The following is an 18,212-nucleotide window of genomic DNA, read 5'->3' as shown; positions in this document are numbered from 1 at the left end:
TTGAGTGGGGATTTTTTTATTTAAGTACTTCGTTGATTTTAGAAATTATTTGTTCTGGTAAAATTGTTTCTATTGCATTTTGATAGCCATCTGGTTGTTTATTACCATAAACTGAAGTAGGGATTTTTGGATATTGATTTCTATCAGCTAAAAGCGCGTTATCTTTCTTTTGATTAAAAGGATAAAAACCTGCGTAAGGATGCGTAACTCCCCAAAGTGTAACTACTTTAACACCTAACATTGCAGCTATATGCGCATTTCCAGAATCCATACAAAGCATTACATCTAGGTTAGAAATTAAATCTAATTCTTCATCAAGTGTGAGTTTTCCAGAAATATTCTTGGTGTTTTTAAATTTTGCCTCTAAAGATTTCAAGGTTTCTATCTCAGTATTTCCGCCTCCAAATAAAAGAATCTTATAGTTTTGAGATAATGCATTAATAACGCTTTCCATTAAATCTAACGAATACATTTTTCCTTTAAAAGCAGCAAAAGGCGCAATACCAATCCGTTTTAAACTATCTTCTCCAACAATCTTTATAATATTAGAATTCAATTTTGCCCTTTTAGGAAACGTAGGTTTAGATAAGTCTATTTTAAAACCGAGTTTTTCAAATACATCTACATAACGTTGGTGTGTACTTTTAAGCTGTTTAAAGTTTTTGCCTTTAACTAAAGCCTTTTTTTCTGCTCTTCCTTTATCAACTTGAATAAATGTTGTTCCTAAAAAAAAGCGTTTTAAAACATTTGTTCTTAACACATTATGCAAGTCTGCAACTGCATCAATTTTAAGCACTTTTAACTCTCTTGAAAGTTTAAAAAGCCCTAAAACACCTTTATGTTTTCCTTTAGTTTCTACTCCAAAAACAGAAACATTAGGGATATCTCTAAAAAAAGGTTTAAAAAAAGGTTTAGTTAGTACTGTTAACTTTACATCAGGGAATTGTTGTGAAAAAGCTCTTAAAACAGGAACTGTCATCGCAACATCTCCCATAGCTGAGAGACGAATGACTAATATGTGTTTAGGCTTTGACATAAATTGATAATCTCATATTGAACGTAGCCTAAATATCTTAAAATGAGATTCTTTTAAACTTCGTTTATATATCTTCAATAAAATGACATTTTATTTCGATAGTGTTCAGAATGACAATCTGTTTTTATTTTTGAGACCGCAATACTGGGTTTAGCTCATCATCATTATACATCTTCATTTGTTTGTACACTTTCATATACTTATCACCTTTTTCAATATCATTAAGTAGTGTATCTATTGCAGTAGATAAATCAACGCGTTGCTCTAACAAAACATCCAACTTCGCTTGGCAAGCTGCTCTGTGTGAATCTGAAGCATCTACTCGAGTTGCTTCTTCATTCATATGATATACTTTTAATGCTAAAATTGAAAGTCTATCAACTCCCCAAGCCGGACTTTCTGTATTAATTGTAGCGTTTTCTTTAGCGTTTACATGCTTATATTCTTCTAAAAAATAACTATCTATATACTCAACCATATCTGTACGGTCTTGGTTAGACGCATCAATTTGTCGTTTTAAAGTTAAAGCGGCAACTGGATCTATTTGTGGGTCACGAATAATATCTTCATAATGCCATTGTACAGTATCAATCCAACACTTTCTATATAATAAATGTTCTAATAAATTTGTGTCTTTATCATAAACATTTGTGAAAGGTTGATTAACAGTATTTATAATATGATACTTTTCTATAACGTCTTGAAAAATCTTATTTGCTTTACTTGTAAACATAATGGATGAGTTTTAAAGCGCAAACCTACGTAAAATTCTCTAAAAAGTAATCACAATATCAAAGTAGGTTTAGCTTTTACCTGCTTTAAAATAGCAGTTTTACAGTTAAATAATAGGTCTAAATAATTAACTTTACAGCTCAAAATAGAGATTAAGTATTATGCATATTCACAATTTATCAGAAAAAAACTCAATTTTAAATTCTTTTATAGCCGAAATGAGAGATGTAACGGTTCAAAAAGATCGCATGCGTTTTAGACGAAACATCGAACGTATTGGTGAAATTTTAGGTTATGAATTGAGTAAATCTTTACATTATAACACTAAAGCAGTAAAAACTCCGCTAGGAACTTGTAATATACATCTACTAAATAATGATATTGTTTTGTGTTCAATTTTAAGAGCTGGTGTGCCTTTACATAATGGTTTATTAAATTATTTTGATGATGCAGAAAATGCTTTTATTTCGGCTTATAGGCATCATAAAGAACAGCCAGAAACTTTTGAAATTGTTGTTGAATATCTCGCGTGTCCAAGTCTAGAAAACAAAACCTTGATATTAGCAGATCCAATGTTAGCAACTGGTCAATCTATGCTAGCAACTTATGAAGCCTTAAAACCATTTGGCACTCCTAAAGAAGTGCATTTGGTTAGTGTAATTGGGGCACAAAAAGGTGTAGATTTTATTGAAAGTAATTTTTCTAAAAACACTCATTTATGGATTGCTACTATTGACCAAACACTTAACAGCAAAGGTTATATTGTGCCTGGATTAGGTGATGCTGGAGACCTTGCTTTTGGCGAAAAACTACAGCATTAAAATAGCTATTGGAGCTATCATTAATACAAAAATTAAAGCTTCTTTAAACCATTTTTCTGATATAACTTCAAAATAATTAGTAATTATAATTGCCATTGGTGCAAATAAGAATATAAACTCACTTCCGTTTTTAATTGGTGTAACAATAATAATTAACATTGCTAAAAGGGCAGATATAAAAACCAAAACAAAAGAAGCTTTATGGTTTTTAGATTTGTCTTTAAGATGTTTAAAAAAGTAAAACGTTGACCACAGACCGTAAGAAAAAAACAATGTTGCTGCTATAATTATACGTTTTGAATTGAGTTGAGAAAAATCAAAACCATAAAACAACGTGTCTTTAAAATAGTTTAAAAACTCAACATCTCTAACAATCATATACGAGACACAAATAATTAAAACGGTTAAAACTCCAACCAAAGGAACTATCCAGTTTTTAAAATCGGTTATAGCATATAAAATTAAAGCTGCTACAATTAAACCATAAAAAATTATTGCCCAGAAATACAATAATGCAGCTATACTAATCCAAAAAGCCGCATCAAAAAGTTTCTTTTTAATCTCTTTATGTGATCTTAAGCTTATTAGACGCCTTATAGCTAGTAAGATAAAAAAGTTAGACAATAACACTTTAGAATTCATTATTGTTTGTGGAAAAAGTGCTATAAAAAGCGTAAACAATAAAATTTTATAGCTACTCTTTTGAGTTAAATTATTTCTACTTGCGAAAAAGTCTAAAACAAAAATTGAGAACAAACAAACAAAAAAAAGACCTACTTGTTTAAATATTAAGCTAATACTTAGTTTGTCTTGTATTGCAAAATATCTTGATAAAACAAAAACCATTGCTAACACAATGCTTATGACCACAAAATGTATTGGTTTAGATTTACTAAAAAAACTTGAAATCATTTATATAGTTTGTATATTTGCAATGTAAATATATGATTATACGCCTTAGCCTTCAAGAGGCTTTTAAAATTTAATATAATGAAAGATTTTTTTTACGCCATTCAAGATTTATTTGTAAATGTTCTTTTTGCGCCATTTGATGCCTTAAGAGCTTTAGAATTAGAAAATTGGTTTTCTGCCAATATTATTTCTTGGGTTTTTATTGTTATAGGTTTTGTAGCTTTTGTATATTGGATGCTACAGTTAAAAACTTTTAACGCAAATGGAGAAGAAGATAAAAGCATATCTTCTCACTCTTATCTATAAATCAAAACCAATATCCTTACGATAATTCATCTTATCAAAATGTAGTTTTTCTATACTTTGATAAGATTTTTTTATGGCTTCTTTATAAGAATCTCCATAAGATGTTATAGCCATAACACGTCCTCCGGATGTTACTATTTTTCCTTGTTCAATTATAGATCCAGCGTGAAAAGGGATAGATTCTGTAATCAAATCAACTCCAGATATTTCTTTACCTTTTTCATAAGCTTCTGGATAACCTCCAGACACTAACATAATTGTAGTTGCTGCTCTCTCATCAATTTCAATTTCAACCTCATCTAATGTTTGGTTAGAAACTGCTGTAAACAATGCTACCAAATCGTTTTTTAATCTTGGTAAAACAACTTCTGTTTCTGGATCACCAAGCCTAACATTATATTCAATTACTTTTGGGTCGTCTCCAACTTTAATCAATCCAATAAATACAAAACCTTTATATGGCAAGTTGTCTTTTTGTAACCCGTTAATTGTTGGTTTTACAATGCGTTCTTCAACTTTATTCATAAAAGCTTCATCTGCAAAAGGGACTGGTGAAACAGCTCCCATTCCGCCTGTATTTAATCCCGTATCGCCCTCGCCAATACGTTTATAATCTTTAGCTGTTGGTAAAATTTTATAATTTTTACCATCTGTTAATACAAAACAACTTAATTCAATACCATCCAAAAACTCTTCAATAACAACTTTTGTGCTTGCTTCACCAAATTTTGCTCCTACAAGCATGTTTTTTAGTTCAGCTTTAGCTTCATCTAAATCATTAAGAATTAATACGCCTTTTCCTGCCGCTAATCCATCTGCTTTTAAAACATAAGGAGGTTTTAATGTTTCTAAAAAGGCATAACCTTTTTCAACATTATCTTTATTAAAACTTTGGTAGGCAGCAGTAGGAATATTGTGTCTATATAAAAACTCTTTAGCAAACTCTTTACTGCCTTCTAATTCTGCTGCTGCTTTTTCAGGACCGATTACAGCAATATGTTTTAATTGTTGATCACTTAAAAAGAAATCATGAATACCAAGAACCAATGGGTCTTCTGGACCAACAACAACCATATCTATATTATTTGTTAGCACTAATTCTTTTATAGCATTAAAATCTGTTACTTTTATGTCAATATTTTTAGCAATTTGAGCTGTTCCAGAATTACCTGGAGCTACATAAAGAGCTTTGCATAAAGGGCTTTGGTTGATTTTCCATGCAAGAGTATGTTCTCTTCCTCCTGAACCGAGAATTAAAATAGTCATGTTGTGTGTTGTTTGCGGCAAAAATAATTGCTTTTACGCTTAAAAAATAATTATTTTACAAAAACATATTATCTATAATTTCTTTTGAATTTATTTGACCTTTCATTACAATTTAATGGCTTTCCTATTAGAAAAGCTGAACACGTTTTGAAAGCTATTCAACAAAAAAACGAAGAAGATTTTAAGCTTTATGTAGCTCAAAAAAAGCAAGATATTGTTGCTTATCATTTAAAGCATACTCCTTTTTATAAATTATTAGCTAAAAACACAAATCACTTAGATTGGAATACTGTTCCTGTTTTAACTAAACGAGATTTACAACAACCTCTTAAAAATCGTTTGTCTGAAGGTTTCTCTAAAAAGAATGTTTATGTAAATAAAACATCAGGTTCATCAGGTGACCCTTTTATTTTTGCTAAAGACAAGTTTAGTCATGCCTTAACTTGGGCAGTTATAAAGGATAGGTTTGGTTGGTTTAATTTAAATTTTAAAAACTCTAAACAAGCTCGTTTTTATGGCATTCCGCTAGATAAAAAAGGATATTATAAAGAACGGTTTAAAGACACTTTAAGTAATCGCTTTCGGTTTTCGGTTTTTGATTTAAGTGATGATGCTTTTAAAAGATGTCTTAACTCTTTTAAATCTAACTCCTTTGATTATATAAATGGTTATACTAGTCCTATAGTTCAATTTGCAAAATATTTAAAGGCTCAAAATGTAATTTTAAAATCTATTTCTCCATCATTAAAGGCCTGTGTGGTTACCTCAGAAATGCTTTTTGAAGATGATAAAGCACTCATGGAAAAACAGTTTGGTGTTCCCGTAATTAATGAATATGGTGCTTCAGAATTAGATTTAATTGCTTTTCAAAACCTTGAAAAACTATGGCAGGTTAATAGTGAAACTCTTTTTGTTGAAATTCTTGATAAGGAAAACAATCCGTTGCCATATGGTGAAGAAGGTAAAATTGTTATTACATCACTTTATAACAAAGCACATCCTTTTATACGATATGATATTGGAGATATTGGAGTGCTTTCTAAACAAAGTACACTTAAAAAACCCATTCTTGAAAAACTCATTGGACGAACAAATGATATAGCCATTTTACCTAGCGGAAAAAAAGCTGCAGGTTTAACCTTTTACTATATTACAAAAAGTATTATTGAAGATGATGGCAACGTAAAAGAATTTATTATAGAACAAGTAAAAAAAAATACTTTTAAAATTTATTATGTAAGTACTGAAGAACTTTCTTCTGAAAAAACAAAAATTATCACACAAGAAATGGAACGCTACCTTGAAAAAGGATTAAACATTCTTTTTGAAAGACAAAACCAATTACAACGATCTAAAAGTGGTAAATTGAAACAGTTTTCATCTTTAATACAAAAAAATATATGAACATAACAATTGTTGCTGGAGCAAGGCCAAATTTCATGAAAATAGCTCCAATAATTGATGCTATAAAAATAAAACAACAAGAAGGTTTTAATCTTAATTACAGGCTTGTTCATACAGGGCAACATTATGATAAAAATTTAAGCGACACTTTTTTTGTAGAACTTAATATTCCGTTTCCTGATGTTAACTTAGAGGTTAAAAGCGGCACTCAAGCTCAACAAACAGGAGCTATTATGGTTGGGTTTGAAAAAGAGTTAGAAAAAAATCCTACAGATTTAGTTATGGTGGTTGGCGACGTAACCTCAACTATGGCATGTACTATTGTTGCCAAAAAAGCAGGAATAAAAGTAGCCCATGTTGAAGCAGGAATACGTTCTGGTGACATGCAAATGCCTGAAGAAATAAATAGAATTGTAACAGATAGTTTAACCGATTATTTTTTCACTACTTCTAATTATGCTAACGAAAATTTAGCCAATCTTGGTGTTGCAAAAGACAAAGTCTTTTTTGTTGGCAATGTCATGATAGACACACTAAGGAAAAATGAAACGAGATTAAAGCAACCTTCAATTTGGACTGATTTAAAGTTAAAAACCAAAGCTTATATGGTAATGACGCTTCACAGACCAAGTAATGTTGATGAAGAACTTCAACTCAAAAAATTAATAACTCAAATAGTAAATCTAGGAAAGGATTACCCAATAATTTTTCCTGTACATCCAAGAACCAAAAAAATACTCGAAGGCTTAGATCTAAATTTTAATAACCTGCATTACATATCGCCATTAGGTTACTTAGAGTTTAACTATCTCGTAAAGCATTCTTTTGCGGTTTTAACAGATTCTGGTGGTATTACCGAAGAAACTACGGTTATGAATATCCCATGTATTACTCTACGGAATAACACAGAACGGCGAGAAACCTGTGAAATAGGAACTAATATTTTGGTTGGAAATAATTCAGAAAAAATTAGAGACGCTATCAAAATGCTCCTTTCTAAATCTTGGAAACAAGGTCAAATACCAGAACTATGGGATGGAAATGCAGCTCATAGAATTGCAAATCATCTAATTGAAATATATCAATTATAGTGAAAGACATTCTTATAATAACAAGTTATTTTCCTCCTGAAATTGGAGCGGCTTCTAATAGAATTTTTCATCTAGCAGATGGTTTGCAAAAACGAAATTATAAAGTCTCAGTTATTACACCTTTACCAAATTATCCTACAGGAAGATTATTTGATGCATATAGAGGTAAGTTAAAACAAACCAATAAAGAAAACAATATAACAACACATAGGCTTTGGATTTATGCTACCGTTTCAAAAAACAAGTTTTTACGGCTTATTGCAATGCTTTCTTATAGCTATAGTTTACTTTGGTTTTTTACATTTAATAAAATCCCAAAAACTGTTATTGTACAATCGCCTCCATTGTTAGTTGCTTTTACGTCTATGTTTTTATTGCGCTCTAAAAAAAGAAAGCTCATTTTAAATGTGAGTGATTTATGGCCAATTGCAGGATTAGAACTTGGTGCTTTAAAAAAAGGTTTTAGTTATAGATTACTAGAAAAAATTGAACATTTTAATTACAAAAAAGCTCATGTTGTTTTAGGACAAAGTGAAGAAATATTAACACACATAACCTCTATCTTTCCTGAAAAAGAAACATTTTTATATAGAAATTATCCAGATTTTGAAGCTCCAGAGATAAAGTATCACAAACAAGAAGGAAAATTACAACTAGTGTATGCCGGTCTTTTAGGCATTGCTCAAGGTGTTCTCAAGCTTTGCCAAGAATTAGATTTCAATAAAATAGAATTCCACATATATGGTTCTGGCGCAGAACAAAAAGAGATTGAAGCCTTTATAGAGTCTAACCCTAAGCTTCCCATATACTTTCATGGTAGAGTGACGCGTAAAGAGCTTCATCAAGTGTTATTACAATACGATATTGCTATTATTCCACTATTAAACAGAATTTATGGATCTGTGCCTTCAAAAATATTTGAATATGCTAAACTTGCCTTGCCCATAATCTATTTTGGCGGTGGTGAAGGCGAAACTATTATTAAAGAACATCGTTTAGGTTGGGTTGCGAGAGTTGGGGATTATAAGCACTTAAATTCTGTTATATCAAAAATTTGTTACACAGAGATTTCAACTACTTTTAAAGAGCAAATAAAGGAAGCTGCTATTTGTAAATTTGATTTTAACACTCAATTAGACCAGTTACAAGATTTGCTTTAGTAGGCTTTGTCTTCGCCCTTAATAGCGTTTAAAAAGGTTTTAAGAATAATTTTTAAATCTAATAAAAGTGACCAATTTTCGATATAGAAAATGTCATATTTTACACGACCAATAATGTCTTTATCTGTTTCTACTTCTCCTCTAAAACCACTAGTTTGAGCTAAACCTGTTATTCCTGGCTTTACAAAATGACGAACCATAAACTTATCTATCTTTTTTGCATACATATTGGTATGACTAACCATATGTGGTCTAGGTCCAACAACAGACATGTCTCCAAATAGCACATTAAAAAATTGTGGTAGCTCATCAATGCTTGTTTTTCTAATAAATCTTCCAACTCTTGTTACTCTTTGATCTCCTCTAGTTGCTTGAAAAAGATGTGCATTTTTATTTGGTGTCATTGACCTAAATTTATAACAGTCAAATTCTCTATAGTTGAAACCGTTTCTTGATTGTTTAAAAAACACTGGCCCTCGCGATTCAATTTTAATTAATATTGCTATTAAAGGTGTAAGCCATGATAAAATGAAAATTATTACCAAACTAGAAAAAATAATATCAAAAGTTCTTTTAATAACTGTATTTATAGAATCTTCTAAGGGAATATCTCTTAATGAAAGTATAGGTATATAATCATAATATTCGTACTTTAATTTTTTTGAATATATCTCTTTATTGTCTGGTAAGAATTTTAAAATTTTTAAATTGTTATCTGCAAAGTCAACAATTTCACTTATTTGTGTGTTTGTGAGTTCAGAAATTAAACAATAAATCTCATCTATAGATTGTTCTTTAATATATCTAAAACACTCTTTTAAATTGGTATTTTTTTTATCCTTGAAACTAAATGTTTTTTCATGTATATAACCATATTCAGGATTTTTATTAAAAAAATTTTCTAGTGCTAATGTTTTTTTATTCTCTCCAAATATTACCGTTTTTCTATAATTACCACCAAAAGACGATCTATATTTCTGTAATATATAATATATAGCAAATTTAAATATTGTTATTAATCCAAATGACCATAATATATAATTAATAATGGTTGAGGATGGTATTTTTAGTTCATGAAAATATCCAGAAAAAGCAAATGCAATTAATGTAAAAAGTAACATTTGTCGTAATATTAGTGACAATATCGTTACTTCTCTGGTATATCTATATACATGATAAAATTTTGATGCAATTGATAATATTATCCAAGACAATGATACAACGCATACAAAAGTAATTGTGTCTATAGTTTTAAAAAAATAAAGCATTGCAGAAGCATTTAATATACTCAAATCAATTAAGTATGAAAATGGTCTTAAATACCCTGAATATCTGCCTTGTTTAAATAAACTCAACTTTACTTTTTTATATGATTAGAAAAATCTTTATGATCACTCTTAAACAGCTCTTCTTGAGAGAAGTTTTTAAAATAATTAAATGTTTTTTGCATTCCCTCTTTACGATTAACTTTAGGACTCCAATTTAGTAATTCTTTTGCTAAAGAAATATCTGGTTGTCTTTGTAATGGATCGTCGATTGGCAATGCTTTATATATTATTTTTTGGTTAGCTTGTGTTAAGTTTATTATTTCTTCAGCAAAATCTTTAATTGTAATTTCGTCTGGGTTACCAATATTTACAGGGTTTACATAATCACTAAGTAATAGCCTATATATAGCTTCTACTTGATCGTCTACATAACAAAATGACCTAGTTTGTAATCCATCTCCAAACACTGTTAAATCTTCACCTCTTAGAGCTTGACCTATGAATGCTGGTATTACTCTACCATCGTTTAGCCTCATTCTAGGGCCATAGGTATTAAAAATACGAGCAATTCTTGTTTCTAAGCCATGAAATCTGTGATATGCCATTGTAATAGATTCTTGAAAACGTTTAGCCTCATCATAAACTCCTCTTGGTCCAATGGTATTAACATTACCATAATAATCTTCTGTTTGAGGATGCACTAATGGATCCCCATAAACCTCAGAGGTTGAAGCAATAAGCAATCTTGCCTTTTTAGCTTTAGCTAAACCTAGTAAATTATGAGTCCCTAATGAACCTACTTTAAGGGTCTGTATGGGTATTTTTAAATAATCTATAGGGCTTGCAGGCGAGGCAAAATGGAGTATGTAATCTAGGTTATTTTGAATAGTTATGTATTCTGTAACATCATATTCAATAAACTCAAAACAAGGGTGATTTTCTAAGTGTTTTATATTTTTAAAATCTCCTGTAATAAAATTATCCATTCCTATTACAAAAAAACCTTCTTTTATAAATCGGTCACATAAGTGTGATCCTAAAAAACCAGCTGCTCCTGTTATTAATATTCTTTTCATTAATTTACTGGCTTTCTCCCTATTGATGTGTAATGAAACCCTTCACTTTTAACATCATTAACATCGTATAAATTACGTCCATCAAAAATTACTGGTAACTTCATGTTCTGTCTTAGTTTACTAAAATTTGGTGTTCTAAATATACTCCATTCTGTACATATAATTATTGCATCGGCATTATTTGTTGCTTCATACATATTTGCTGAATATGTTATCTTACTTCCTAGTTTTTTTTCTACATTAGGCATGGCTTCTGGGTCAAACACATTTAAATCAGCACCATGCTTCAATAACTCTTCAATTAAATATAAAGATGCGGCTTCTCTAATATCATCAGTTTCTGGTTTAAATGCTAGACCCCAAACTGCAAAAACTTTTCCTTTTAAATTAGACTCAAAATGATTGAGAATCTTAGGAATTAAGATCTTTTTTTGAATATCATTAACTTTAATTACAGAATTTAAAATTTGAAAATCATAATTATTGTCTTTCCCTGATTTATGGAGTGCTTTTACATCTTTTGGGAAACATGATCCTCCGTACCCTATTCCAGGAAACAAAAAGCGTTTTCCTATTCTAGAATCTGTTCCTATACCTGCTCTTACTTTATCAACATCTGCTCCAACTAGTTCGCAAAAATTAGCAATCTCATTCATAAATGTAATTTTTGTTGCTAAAAAAGAATTTGCTGCATACTTAGTTAACTCAGCAGATTTTTCATCCATAATAATAATAGGATTCCCAGAACGCACGAAAGGTTTATAGAGTTTACTCATAAGTTTTGATGCTCTATCTGAGCTTGACCCAATTACTATGCGTTCGGGTTTTAAAAAATCATCAACCGCAAAACCTTCTCTTAAAAACTCAGGATTAGATACTACATCAAACTCAACATTTGTTTCATTAGAAATGACATCTTTAACTTTGTCTGATGTGCCCACTGGCACTGTACTTTTGTCTACAATAACTTTATACTCTTTTAGGAGTTTTCCTATATTTTTTGCTACACCTAATACATATGATAAGTCTGCAGATCCATCTTCATCTTCAGGTGTTGGTAAGGCTAAAAAAATAATTTCTCCATGATTTAAGCCTTCTTCTAAGGAGGTTGAAAACCTCAATCTATTTGCTTTTATATTTCTTTCAAATAAAACATCTAAATGAGGTTCATAAATGGGAACAACACCTTGTTGCATTTGTTTTACTTTAGTTTCGTCTATATCTACACAAATTACTTCATTTCCTGTTTCTGCCAAACATGTGCCTGTTACTAAGCCTACATAACCTGTGCCTATTACTGATATCTTCATTTTTGTTGTTTTGAGATAGACAAAAGTAAGGAAGTATTTAAAAAGATTAATAGTTTGTTAAACTAAAGTATTGCTTTATTTTATTTGTGATTGTTTATTGAGTGCAAGCAATACTAAAAGCATTAATATTGATGCAAATGGAATGTATAAAAGGTTACCGCTTAGTGCTGATGTAGAAAGACACGTAATAAAAAAAGCTTTTGAAGCGACATTATTTACTAGATTTTTGTTTAAAAACCAGATAAATAATATATAAACAAGCAAGCCTAAAACACCAAAAAATAATAACAAATCTGCTATTTGTAACTCTAATCTAACTTTAGATAACTTGGTTACTCCAATTAAAACGTTATAATTTTCTACTGTTATACTGTTTATTATATCTATAGCATTGTCTGTTCTTTGAGAAAACAAGGTAGATATAAACCCTTTTACTTTATATGCTTTTTCAAAATTAGGCAACTTAAACAAAAGGGTTATTGATAGTATGAACGCTAAAATTGACATAAGCATTCCTTTTATTTTGGTAGTTTTATTTAATTCTTTATTAAATATTAGAAGTAAAACTATAACCAAAAACTCGGCAAAATACACGCCTTTAATTCCTGAAAGTAGTGATGTAATTATTGTTATAATTAACATTGCTCTATCTTTAATTTTCCAAAATAAAACTGTTGCTGCTAAATAGACATAAGGTGTTATTCCTTGACTTAAAATAAACCCATTATACCCAAATCTACTACCTCGGTAGGAGTTAAAAACAGCAACATCAAACATTAAGCTAATTAATATAGCTAATGCGTTTGCTATTATAAAGCCTCTAAATATTAAATATAAACTTGTTAATAAATTATGTGTTTTATTGTTATAAACATAATACAGCAATGGAAACACAATAAGCATAAAAACATACCTTATAAACTCATATAAATATCTGTCAGAAAAATTAAACTTTAATACAAACAAAATGATTAAAGCAAGAAGACTAAAAATTACAAGTTTTGTGTTTTTAAGTACAATCTTTAAATGAGTAATTATAAAAAGTAATGCGTATAATATAAAACCTAACTTTAGGTATCTATTAAATTTTACAAAATCTATTCTATAAAAAATTTCAATTTTATCTATAAAATCAAAACAAAGGCTAAGTATAACAAACCATATAATAATGTAATGTGATTTACTAAATAAGCTTTTTGTATTTAGCATAAATTATGTGTTTTACTTGTAAATTTGTTGACTTATAAAGCTTTCGTATGCATTATTTATTATATCCCAACTATATAGGTTTTCTATTTTTTTGATGTTAGCTTTTGCATATGCTTCTTTTTTAGCAAATAAACTATCGTTGTTCATTATACTTGAAATATCGTGAGAGTTATCAAAATACTCTGCATTATGCTCTAATATACTTTTATTAAATATGTTATTATTAGCTATAATTAATGTGTTTGATGCCATTGCTTCTAACAATGATGGGTTTGTTCCTCCTACTGAGTGTCCATGAAAATAATATCTAGAAAAGAATCTTAAGTTATTAAGTTCTTCTTGATTGTAATTTGCGCCTACAAACTGAATTCTATTATCATCTGCATATTTGTTTTGAAGGGTTTTACCAAAATCATTTAACGTTCCAAAAACAATTAAACTATATGGGGTATTTGATGCATGATAGCCTTCTACTATTGTGGCAATATTATTTTCTGGTTCTAATCTTGCTATTAAAATACAATAGTTACTTTTTTTAACTTTATACTTGCTGAGTACTTTGTCGTTTGGATTGTTAAAAACAGATGCGCCATAAGCAATAAACTCTGAGGTTCTATTATATTTTTTTATAATATAATCTTGAATCCCTACAGAATCTGAAATTAAATAATCACTAGATTTTACAGCTAGCTTTTCGGCGTATTTTAAAAACTTTCTAACAGGAGAAGAGTATTTAGATCGCTTCCATTCCATGCCATCCATATTGGTTACAATAATAGCATTTTTAGGAAGTAGCCAATACCAAACCGAACTTGATGTATAACCTAGCTGTAAGATAACATCAAATTTTCTTTTTCTAGAATCTAATATGCATTTTAAATCATAGATAAACTGACCTACTGTTCCTATTTTGTATTCTGGATCATAAGCGTGTATAATATTAACCTCTTTAAATTTTTTATCTTGATATGGATGATCATGAGAATTATAAACATAAACGTCATGATTTTTTGAAGCTAGATATACTGAAAAATATTCAGCAAATTGTTCAAACCCTCCATGGTTGTTTGGTATTCCTCTAGTTCCTAATATGGCTATCTTCATTAATTTTATTTGTATTCATAAGTAATAATATTACTATAGTGAAAAAATACACTCCATTTACTCTTCCAAATATAGATTCTGAACACATAACTACAATAAAAAACAAGGAGAATTGTATTAATAATTTATCTTTTCTTTTAATCGCCTCTTTTAAACTATAAAGTGGTATTAAGATTAGCAACAACAACCCTAAAATTCCTGTTCTCCAAAATGTATCTACATATTGATTGTGCGGATTAAAAGTTAAATGGTGTTTTAATCCGAGTGTATTCAATCTATTTTTAAGAAGCTTATTTGTGTCTTTTGTTATCCCTTTACCAAACACATAGTCTAACCCATTCATAGTTGCTAAAGCTTCTCTCCATAAAATTAAACGCAATGTCAAACCATTAACCCTAGAGTCATTAGGTTTTTCTATATAACTATCTTTAAGAATAGTCATGTCTTTTTGATTTATAATTTCTTTAAATCTATTTTTTAAAGGAGAAAATATTATTACAATTATGGTTAATGGTATTATTAAAAGAGCTGTTTTTTTGTTTTTTAATAAATTAATAAAAACAACAATTAAAGAAAATAAAAACACCATTTTTGACCCACTAAAAATTAAAAACACAAATAGAATAAACTCTAAAATATATTTGGCTTTGCCTTTGTATTTATAATCTATAAAGCATATTGAAAAAAATAAGAGGTAAGAAAAATATACTGGGTGCATGTATTTTGTAAAAAAATCAAAAGATAGAAATACAAAATTTTGATGAATATACACATCAAAAATAGAGGTTAATAAAAACCCAAATCCAATAATAAATGCAGATATAGGAAATAAAATCAAATACTTTCTATTAGCAATTGAGGGTATTATAACACTTAAAATAATAAAAGGCAAAAATCGCTCAATTGTTGACATTTCTCGAAAACCTTCTTTAGAAATAAGAAGGTTATTTAATAGATAAATTATAAAAAACCCAACAATAATAAAATTAATTTTTTGAGTTTTAATATCTATCCACTTTATGTTTTTAAAATTTAATAGAGCCATTACAATTAGTGCTATATTAAAAATTGGATGTGGTAAAAAAATACTTAATATAAGTGCGCTAATTGTTATACTTTGTATAGCAAATGGTTTTATACTAATTGCCTTCAAGCTTTTAAAAACTAGTACAACGAAAATTAATAGCACTAGCAATGCTAAAATTAACTGATACGTATTTTTAAAATCTGATGGATATATATACGTTTTAGGTAATTCTATATAACCATACTTTTTAAGTATTTCAAGTTTTATTTCTTTAGGTTGCTCAATACAATTAATTCCTTCTCTTTTTTTGAATTTTTGCAGCGGAATTGAAATAACTTTATTTGAAGACTTAAGATTAATTGACCTAATTGTAACTGTTTGGTTTGGATAGACAAAATACAATCGAAGTTTTCTTAGTTGATTTACTGTATCTAGTTTGCATTCATACTTTAAGTTTCCTTTATATTGAAACTTATAAACCGTTTTAAAATTTATTTTAGATTCTGTATTACTAGAAGTGTAGATTATTGGGGTTTCTTCCTTACTTAACTCATTATTAAAGGTAATTTCAATTGTGGTTACTGAGTTTTGTAATACTTCATATTGAGTAAATACATAAAGCCCTAATGATACAAGTACAGATATTGTAGCTAATAGAAAATAATGAATTGTTTTAAGTTGTCTAAACATTATTTAAGGTACGCTATTTTAAATTATATTTTTTTTAGAAGCTTGGCAGGAATACCTCCAATAAGTGAGTTTTCTTCAAAACTCTGTGTTACAACACTTCCAGCGGCAACTACGGTTCTCTTTTTTAAAACAACTCCGTCTAATATTGTTGCTCCAGAACCAATCCAACAATCACTTTCAATTTTCACGCCCAAACGAGTTACGCCTTGGTTTTTTATAATGACAGAAGTGTCTAAAAAATTATGATTTTCAGAGAAAATTTTAACTTGAGGTCCAATAATAACATTATCTCCAATTTCTATTCCTCCTTGACCTCCTAAATAACAATACGAATTAATTCCTGTATTGTTTCCAATTGTTATTCCAGTGCCTTTATGAGAGATAACTCCAGTGCATATTAAAGTACAGTTTCTAGAAATTGTTACGTTGTCTCCAAAATGAATTCCATTTTCTGAAAGCGCATTTATTGATACATTACTATCTAAAATAAGATTTTTACCAGAAGAAAATAAAGAGCGATGCTTAATTGTAACATTTCGCCCTTTAAAACACAGCCCTTTTGTTTTTAATAAAAAGATTTTAGCTATACAACCTCTAAAAATTTGAAATCCTCTTTCATATAATATCACAAACCATTCTCTAGTAGAATAGGTACTCCCTATATTGTAAGTGCTATCGCCTTTAAGTTTAGAAATGATTTTAGCTATCATTAGTTGTTTTAATAATATTCATTAGGTTTTCAGCTGACTTTATCCATGAAAATTTTTTAGCCTGAATAACTCCTTTGGTTGCAAAGGTATTAATGATTTCCTTTGAAGCTAATAAAGTGTTTATTTTTTTAGCTATATCTAATGAGTCATTTGGGTTTATGTACATTCCAGCATCTTCACAAACCTCTGGTAAACTTGTTCTATCAGAAACGATAACTGGAGTGCCACTAGCCATAGCTTCTAGTGGTGGTAACCCAAATCCTTCTGCATAAGACGGAAAACAAAAAAGTGTTGCTAATGCATAGACTAAAGGTAATTCGTTTTCTTCTAGATAACCTGTAAAAATTATTTTATTCTGAAGACCTAAAGTCTTAATTTTTGATAATAAATCTTCACTTTTATGATCATTCTCTCCTGCAATTACTAAAGGCGTATTAACATACTGCATTGCCGATATTAGGTTGGCTATGTTTTTTCTAATATTTAACCGCCCTAGATATAAAATAAATTGATTTGGCAAATTATACTTTAATTTAAAGGCTTCAATTTGTTTTTTATCATGTTGGTCTAATGGTTTAAATTTTTTGTCAACACCATGATAAACAAAATGGACATTGTTAACTCCTCCTAACTTGTGCTTTATAATACGGTTTTTTTCTGTCTCAGATATTGTAACTATTGTATTAGCCTTTTTTGCAAGTGGTTTTAAGAGACTTAAATATAATCTTTCTTTTAATGAGTAAAATTGTGGATAATCTAAATACAATAAGTCATGTATGTAAACAATACTTTTTATATTAGAAAAGGTGCCAAAATTTTGAAATAAAACAACATCTAATTTGTGTTTTTTTGCATATTTAGGCAATGTAATTGCATTTGAGATAAGGTTGTTAAAGCTACTTATATAAATACATTTTATGTTCTCTCGCTTATAAGGAAACTCTATTTCTTTATCGGCTTTATTTAAAAAAACATAAAATTCCTCATCTTTATAAGTGCTACTTAACAACTCTTTTAAAAGTTGCTTTACAACTACTTTTCCACTTGGCGGCCCATTAAAAAACCATTTTGCATCAATCCCTATTTTCAT

At 29.2% G+C, this 18,212-nt stretch carries 17 protein-coding genes; 5 read left to right on the top strand and 12 right to left on the bottom strand.

The window, feature by feature from the left end:
* Positions 1–16: 16 nt before the first annotated feature.
* Positions 17–1,036: a glycosyltransferase family 9 protein gene (locus BXY80_RS04685; RefSeq protein WP_120200037.1), complete on the bottom strand. Its 1,020-nt coding sequence runs from the start codon at positions 1,034–1,036 to the stop codon at positions 17–19.
* Positions 1,037–1,160: 124 nt separating this feature from the next.
* Positions 1,161–1,769, bottom strand: coding sequence for a DUF4254 domain-containing protein (locus tag BXY80_RS04680; protein ID WP_120200036.1), 609 nt, complete (start codon positions 1,767–1,769; stop codon positions 1,161–1,163).
* Between the two features lie 160 nt (positions 1,770–1,929).
* Here BXY80_RS04680 and upp point away from each other — a divergent pair, with 160 nt between their 5' ends.
* Complete coding sequence (gene upp / locus BXY80_RS04675; RefSeq protein WP_120200035.1) at positions 1,930–2,589, top strand: uracil phosphoribosyltransferase; 660 nt, start codon at positions 1,930–1,932, stop codon at positions 2,587–2,589.
* Here upp and BXY80_RS04670 read toward each other — a convergent pair.
* The gene (locus BXY80_RS04670; RefSeq protein WP_120200034.1) at positions 2,578–3,501 is read right to left on the bottom strand and encodes a DUF6427 family protein; all 924 of its coding nucleotides are present in this window, start codon (positions 3,499–3,501) and stop codon (positions 2,578–2,580) included. The two genes, upp and BXY80_RS04670, sit on opposite strands and share 12 nt — an antisense overlap.
* A gap of 78 nt (positions 3,502–3,579) precedes the next feature.
* Here BXY80_RS04670 and BXY80_RS04665 point away from each other — a divergent pair, with 78 nt between their 5' ends.
* Positions 3,580–3,807, top strand: a complete 228-nt coding sequence (locus BXY80_RS04665) for a DUF6341 family protein (protein ID WP_120200033.1) — start codon at positions 3,580–3,582, stop codon at positions 3,805–3,807.
* Here the strand turns inward: BXY80_RS04665 and purD are convergent.
* A complete protein-coding gene (purD, locus tag BXY80_RS04660; protein ID WP_120200032.1) occupies positions 3,802–5,073 on the bottom strand; it encodes a phosphoribosylamine--glycine ligase in 1,272 nt (423 codons plus the stop codon). The two genes, BXY80_RS04665 and purD, sit on opposite strands and share 6 nt — an antisense overlap.
* An 84-nt stretch (positions 5,074–5,157) precedes the next feature.
* Between purD and BXY80_RS04655 the strand changes: the two genes are divergently transcribed.
* The 3 genes from BXY80_RS04655 to BXY80_RS04645 are packed head-to-tail and all read left to right on the top strand — an operon-like array spanning position 5,158 to position 8,728.
* Positions 5,158–6,477: a phenylacetate--CoA ligase family protein gene (locus tag BXY80_RS04655; RefSeq protein WP_120200031.1), complete on the top strand. Its 1,320-nt coding sequence runs from the start codon at positions 5,158–5,160 to the stop codon at positions 6,475–6,477.
* Positions 6,474–7,568: a non-hydrolyzing UDP-N-acetylglucosamine 2-epimerase gene (gene wecB, locus BXY80_RS04650; protein ID WP_120200030.1), complete on the top strand. Its 1,095-nt coding sequence runs from the start codon at positions 6,474–6,476 to the stop codon at positions 7,566–7,568. Before BXY80_RS04655 ends, wecB begins: the two co-directional genes overlap by 4 nt.
* Positions 7,568–8,728 (top strand): glycosyltransferase family 4 protein, encoded by a 1,161-nt coding sequence (locus BXY80_RS04645; protein WP_120200029.1) that lies wholly within the window; start codon positions 7,568–7,570, stop codon positions 8,726–8,728. The genes wecB and BXY80_RS04645 overlap by 1 nt, the downstream gene beginning before the upstream one ends.
* Here the strand turns inward: BXY80_RS04645 and BXY80_RS04640 are convergent.
* From BXY80_RS04640 to BXY80_RS04605, 8 genes are all read right to left on the bottom strand, one after another.
* The gene (locus BXY80_RS04640; protein WP_245977160.1) at positions 8,725–10,083 is read right to left on the bottom strand and encodes an undecaprenyl-phosphate glucose phosphotransferase; all 1,359 of its coding nucleotides are present in this window, start codon (positions 10,081–10,083) and stop codon (positions 8,725–8,727) included. The genes BXY80_RS04645 and BXY80_RS04640 overlap by 4 nt on opposite strands.
* A 2-nt stretch (positions 10,084–10,085) precedes the next feature.
* On the bottom strand, positions 10,086–11,072 hold the full coding sequence (locus BXY80_RS04635) for a UDP-glucuronic acid decarboxylase family protein (protein ID WP_120200028.1): 987 nt from the start codon (positions 11,070–11,072) through the stop codon (positions 10,086–10,088).
* Positions 11,072–12,382 carry a UDP-glucose dehydrogenase family protein gene (locus BXY80_RS04630; RefSeq protein ID WP_120200027.1) on the bottom strand — a complete coding sequence of 437 codons (1,311 nt, stop codon included), beginning with the start codon at positions 12,380–12,382 and terminating at the stop codon, positions 11,072–11,074. The genes BXY80_RS04635 and BXY80_RS04630 overlap by 1 nt, the downstream gene beginning before the upstream one ends.
* A gap of 75 nt (positions 12,383–12,457) precedes the next feature.
* Complete coding sequence (locus tag BXY80_RS04625) at positions 12,458–13,591, bottom strand: hypothetical protein (protein ID WP_120200026.1); 1,134 nt, start codon at positions 13,589–13,591, stop codon at positions 12,458–12,460.
* 12 nt (positions 13,592–13,603) lie between these two features.
* Positions 13,604–14,695 (bottom strand): DUF1972 domain-containing protein, encoded by a 1,092-nt coding sequence (locus BXY80_RS04620; RefSeq protein ID WP_120200025.1) that lies wholly within the window; start codon positions 14,693–14,695, stop codon positions 13,604–13,606.
* Positions 14,670–16,412 (bottom strand): O-antigen ligase family protein, encoded by a 1,743-nt coding sequence (locus BXY80_RS04615; protein ID WP_120200024.1) that lies wholly within the window; start codon positions 16,410–16,412, stop codon positions 14,670–14,672. Before BXY80_RS04615 ends, BXY80_RS04620 begins: the two co-directional genes overlap by 26 nt.
* A 23-nt stretch (positions 16,413–16,435) precedes the next feature.
* Positions 16,436–17,122, bottom strand: coding sequence for an acyltransferase (locus BXY80_RS04610; RefSeq protein ID WP_120200023.1), 687 nt, complete (start codon positions 17,120–17,122; stop codon positions 16,436–16,438).
* Positions 17,112–18,212 (bottom strand): glycosyltransferase family 4 protein, encoded by a 1,101-nt coding sequence (locus tag BXY80_RS04605; RefSeq protein WP_120200022.1) that lies wholly within the window; start codon positions 18,210–18,212, stop codon positions 17,112–17,114. The genes BXY80_RS04610 and BXY80_RS04605 overlap by 11 nt, the downstream gene beginning before the upstream one ends.

This window comes from Ichthyenterobacterium magnum (assembly GCF_003610635.1).
Taxonomy (GTDB): domain Bacteria; phylum Bacteroidota; class Bacteroidia; order Flavobacteriales; family Flavobacteriaceae; genus Ichthyenterobacterium; species Ichthyenterobacterium magnum.
The sequence above is the reverse complement of the archived record's forward strand: the minus strand, read 5'-3'. Positions and strand labels throughout refer to the sequence as shown.

Coding starts and splice junctions, on each gene's coding strand:
- BXY80_RS04685 (WP_120200037.1), bottom strand. CDS start 1,036: ATGTCAAAGCCTAAACACATATTAGTCATTCGTCTCTCAGCTATGGGA.
- BXY80_RS04680 (WP_120200036.1), bottom strand. CDS start 1,769: ATGTTTACAAGTAAAGCAAATAAGATTTTTCAAGACGTTATAGAAAAG.
- upp (WP_120200035.1), top strand. CDS start 1,930: ATGCATATTCACAATTTATCAGAAAAAAACTCAATTTTAAATTCTTTT.
- BXY80_RS04670 (WP_120200034.1), bottom strand. CDS start 3,501: ATGATTTCAAGTTTTTTTAGTAAATCTAAACCAATACATTTTGTGGTC.
- BXY80_RS04665 (WP_120200033.1), top strand. CDS start 3,580: ATGAAAGATTTTTTTTACGCCATTCAAGATTTATTTGTAAATGTTCTT.
- purD (WP_120200032.1), bottom strand. CDS start 5,073: ATGACTATTTTAATTCTCGGTTCAGGAGGAAGAGAACATACTCTTGCA.
- wecB (WP_120200030.1), top strand. CDS start 6,474: ATGAACATAACAATTGTTGCTGGAGCAAGGCCAAATTTCATGAAAATA.
- BXY80_RS04635 (WP_120200028.1), bottom strand. CDS start 11,072: ATGAAAAGAATATTAATAACAGGAGCAGCTGGTTTTTTAGGATCACAC.
- BXY80_RS04630 (WP_120200027.1), bottom strand. CDS start 12,382: ATGAAGATATCAGTAATAGGCACAGGTTATGTAGGCTTAGTAACAGGC.
- BXY80_RS04625 (WP_120200026.1), bottom strand. CDS start 13,591: ATGCTAAATACAAAAAGCTTATTTAGTAAATCACATTACATTATTATA.
- BXY80_RS04620 (WP_120200025.1), bottom strand. CDS start 14,695: ATGAAGATAGCCATATTAGGAACTAGAGGAATACCAAACAACCATGGA.
- BXY80_RS04615 (WP_120200024.1), bottom strand. CDS start 16,412: ATGTTTAGACAACTTAAAACAATTCATTATTTTCTATTAGCTACAATA.
- BXY80_RS04610 (WP_120200023.1), bottom strand. CDS start 17,122: ATGATAGCTAAAATCATTTCTAAACTTAAAGGCGATAGCACTTACAAT.
- BXY80_RS04605 (WP_120200022.1), bottom strand. CDS start 18,212: ATGAAAATAGGGATTGATGCAAAATGGTTTTTTAATGGGCCGCCAAGT.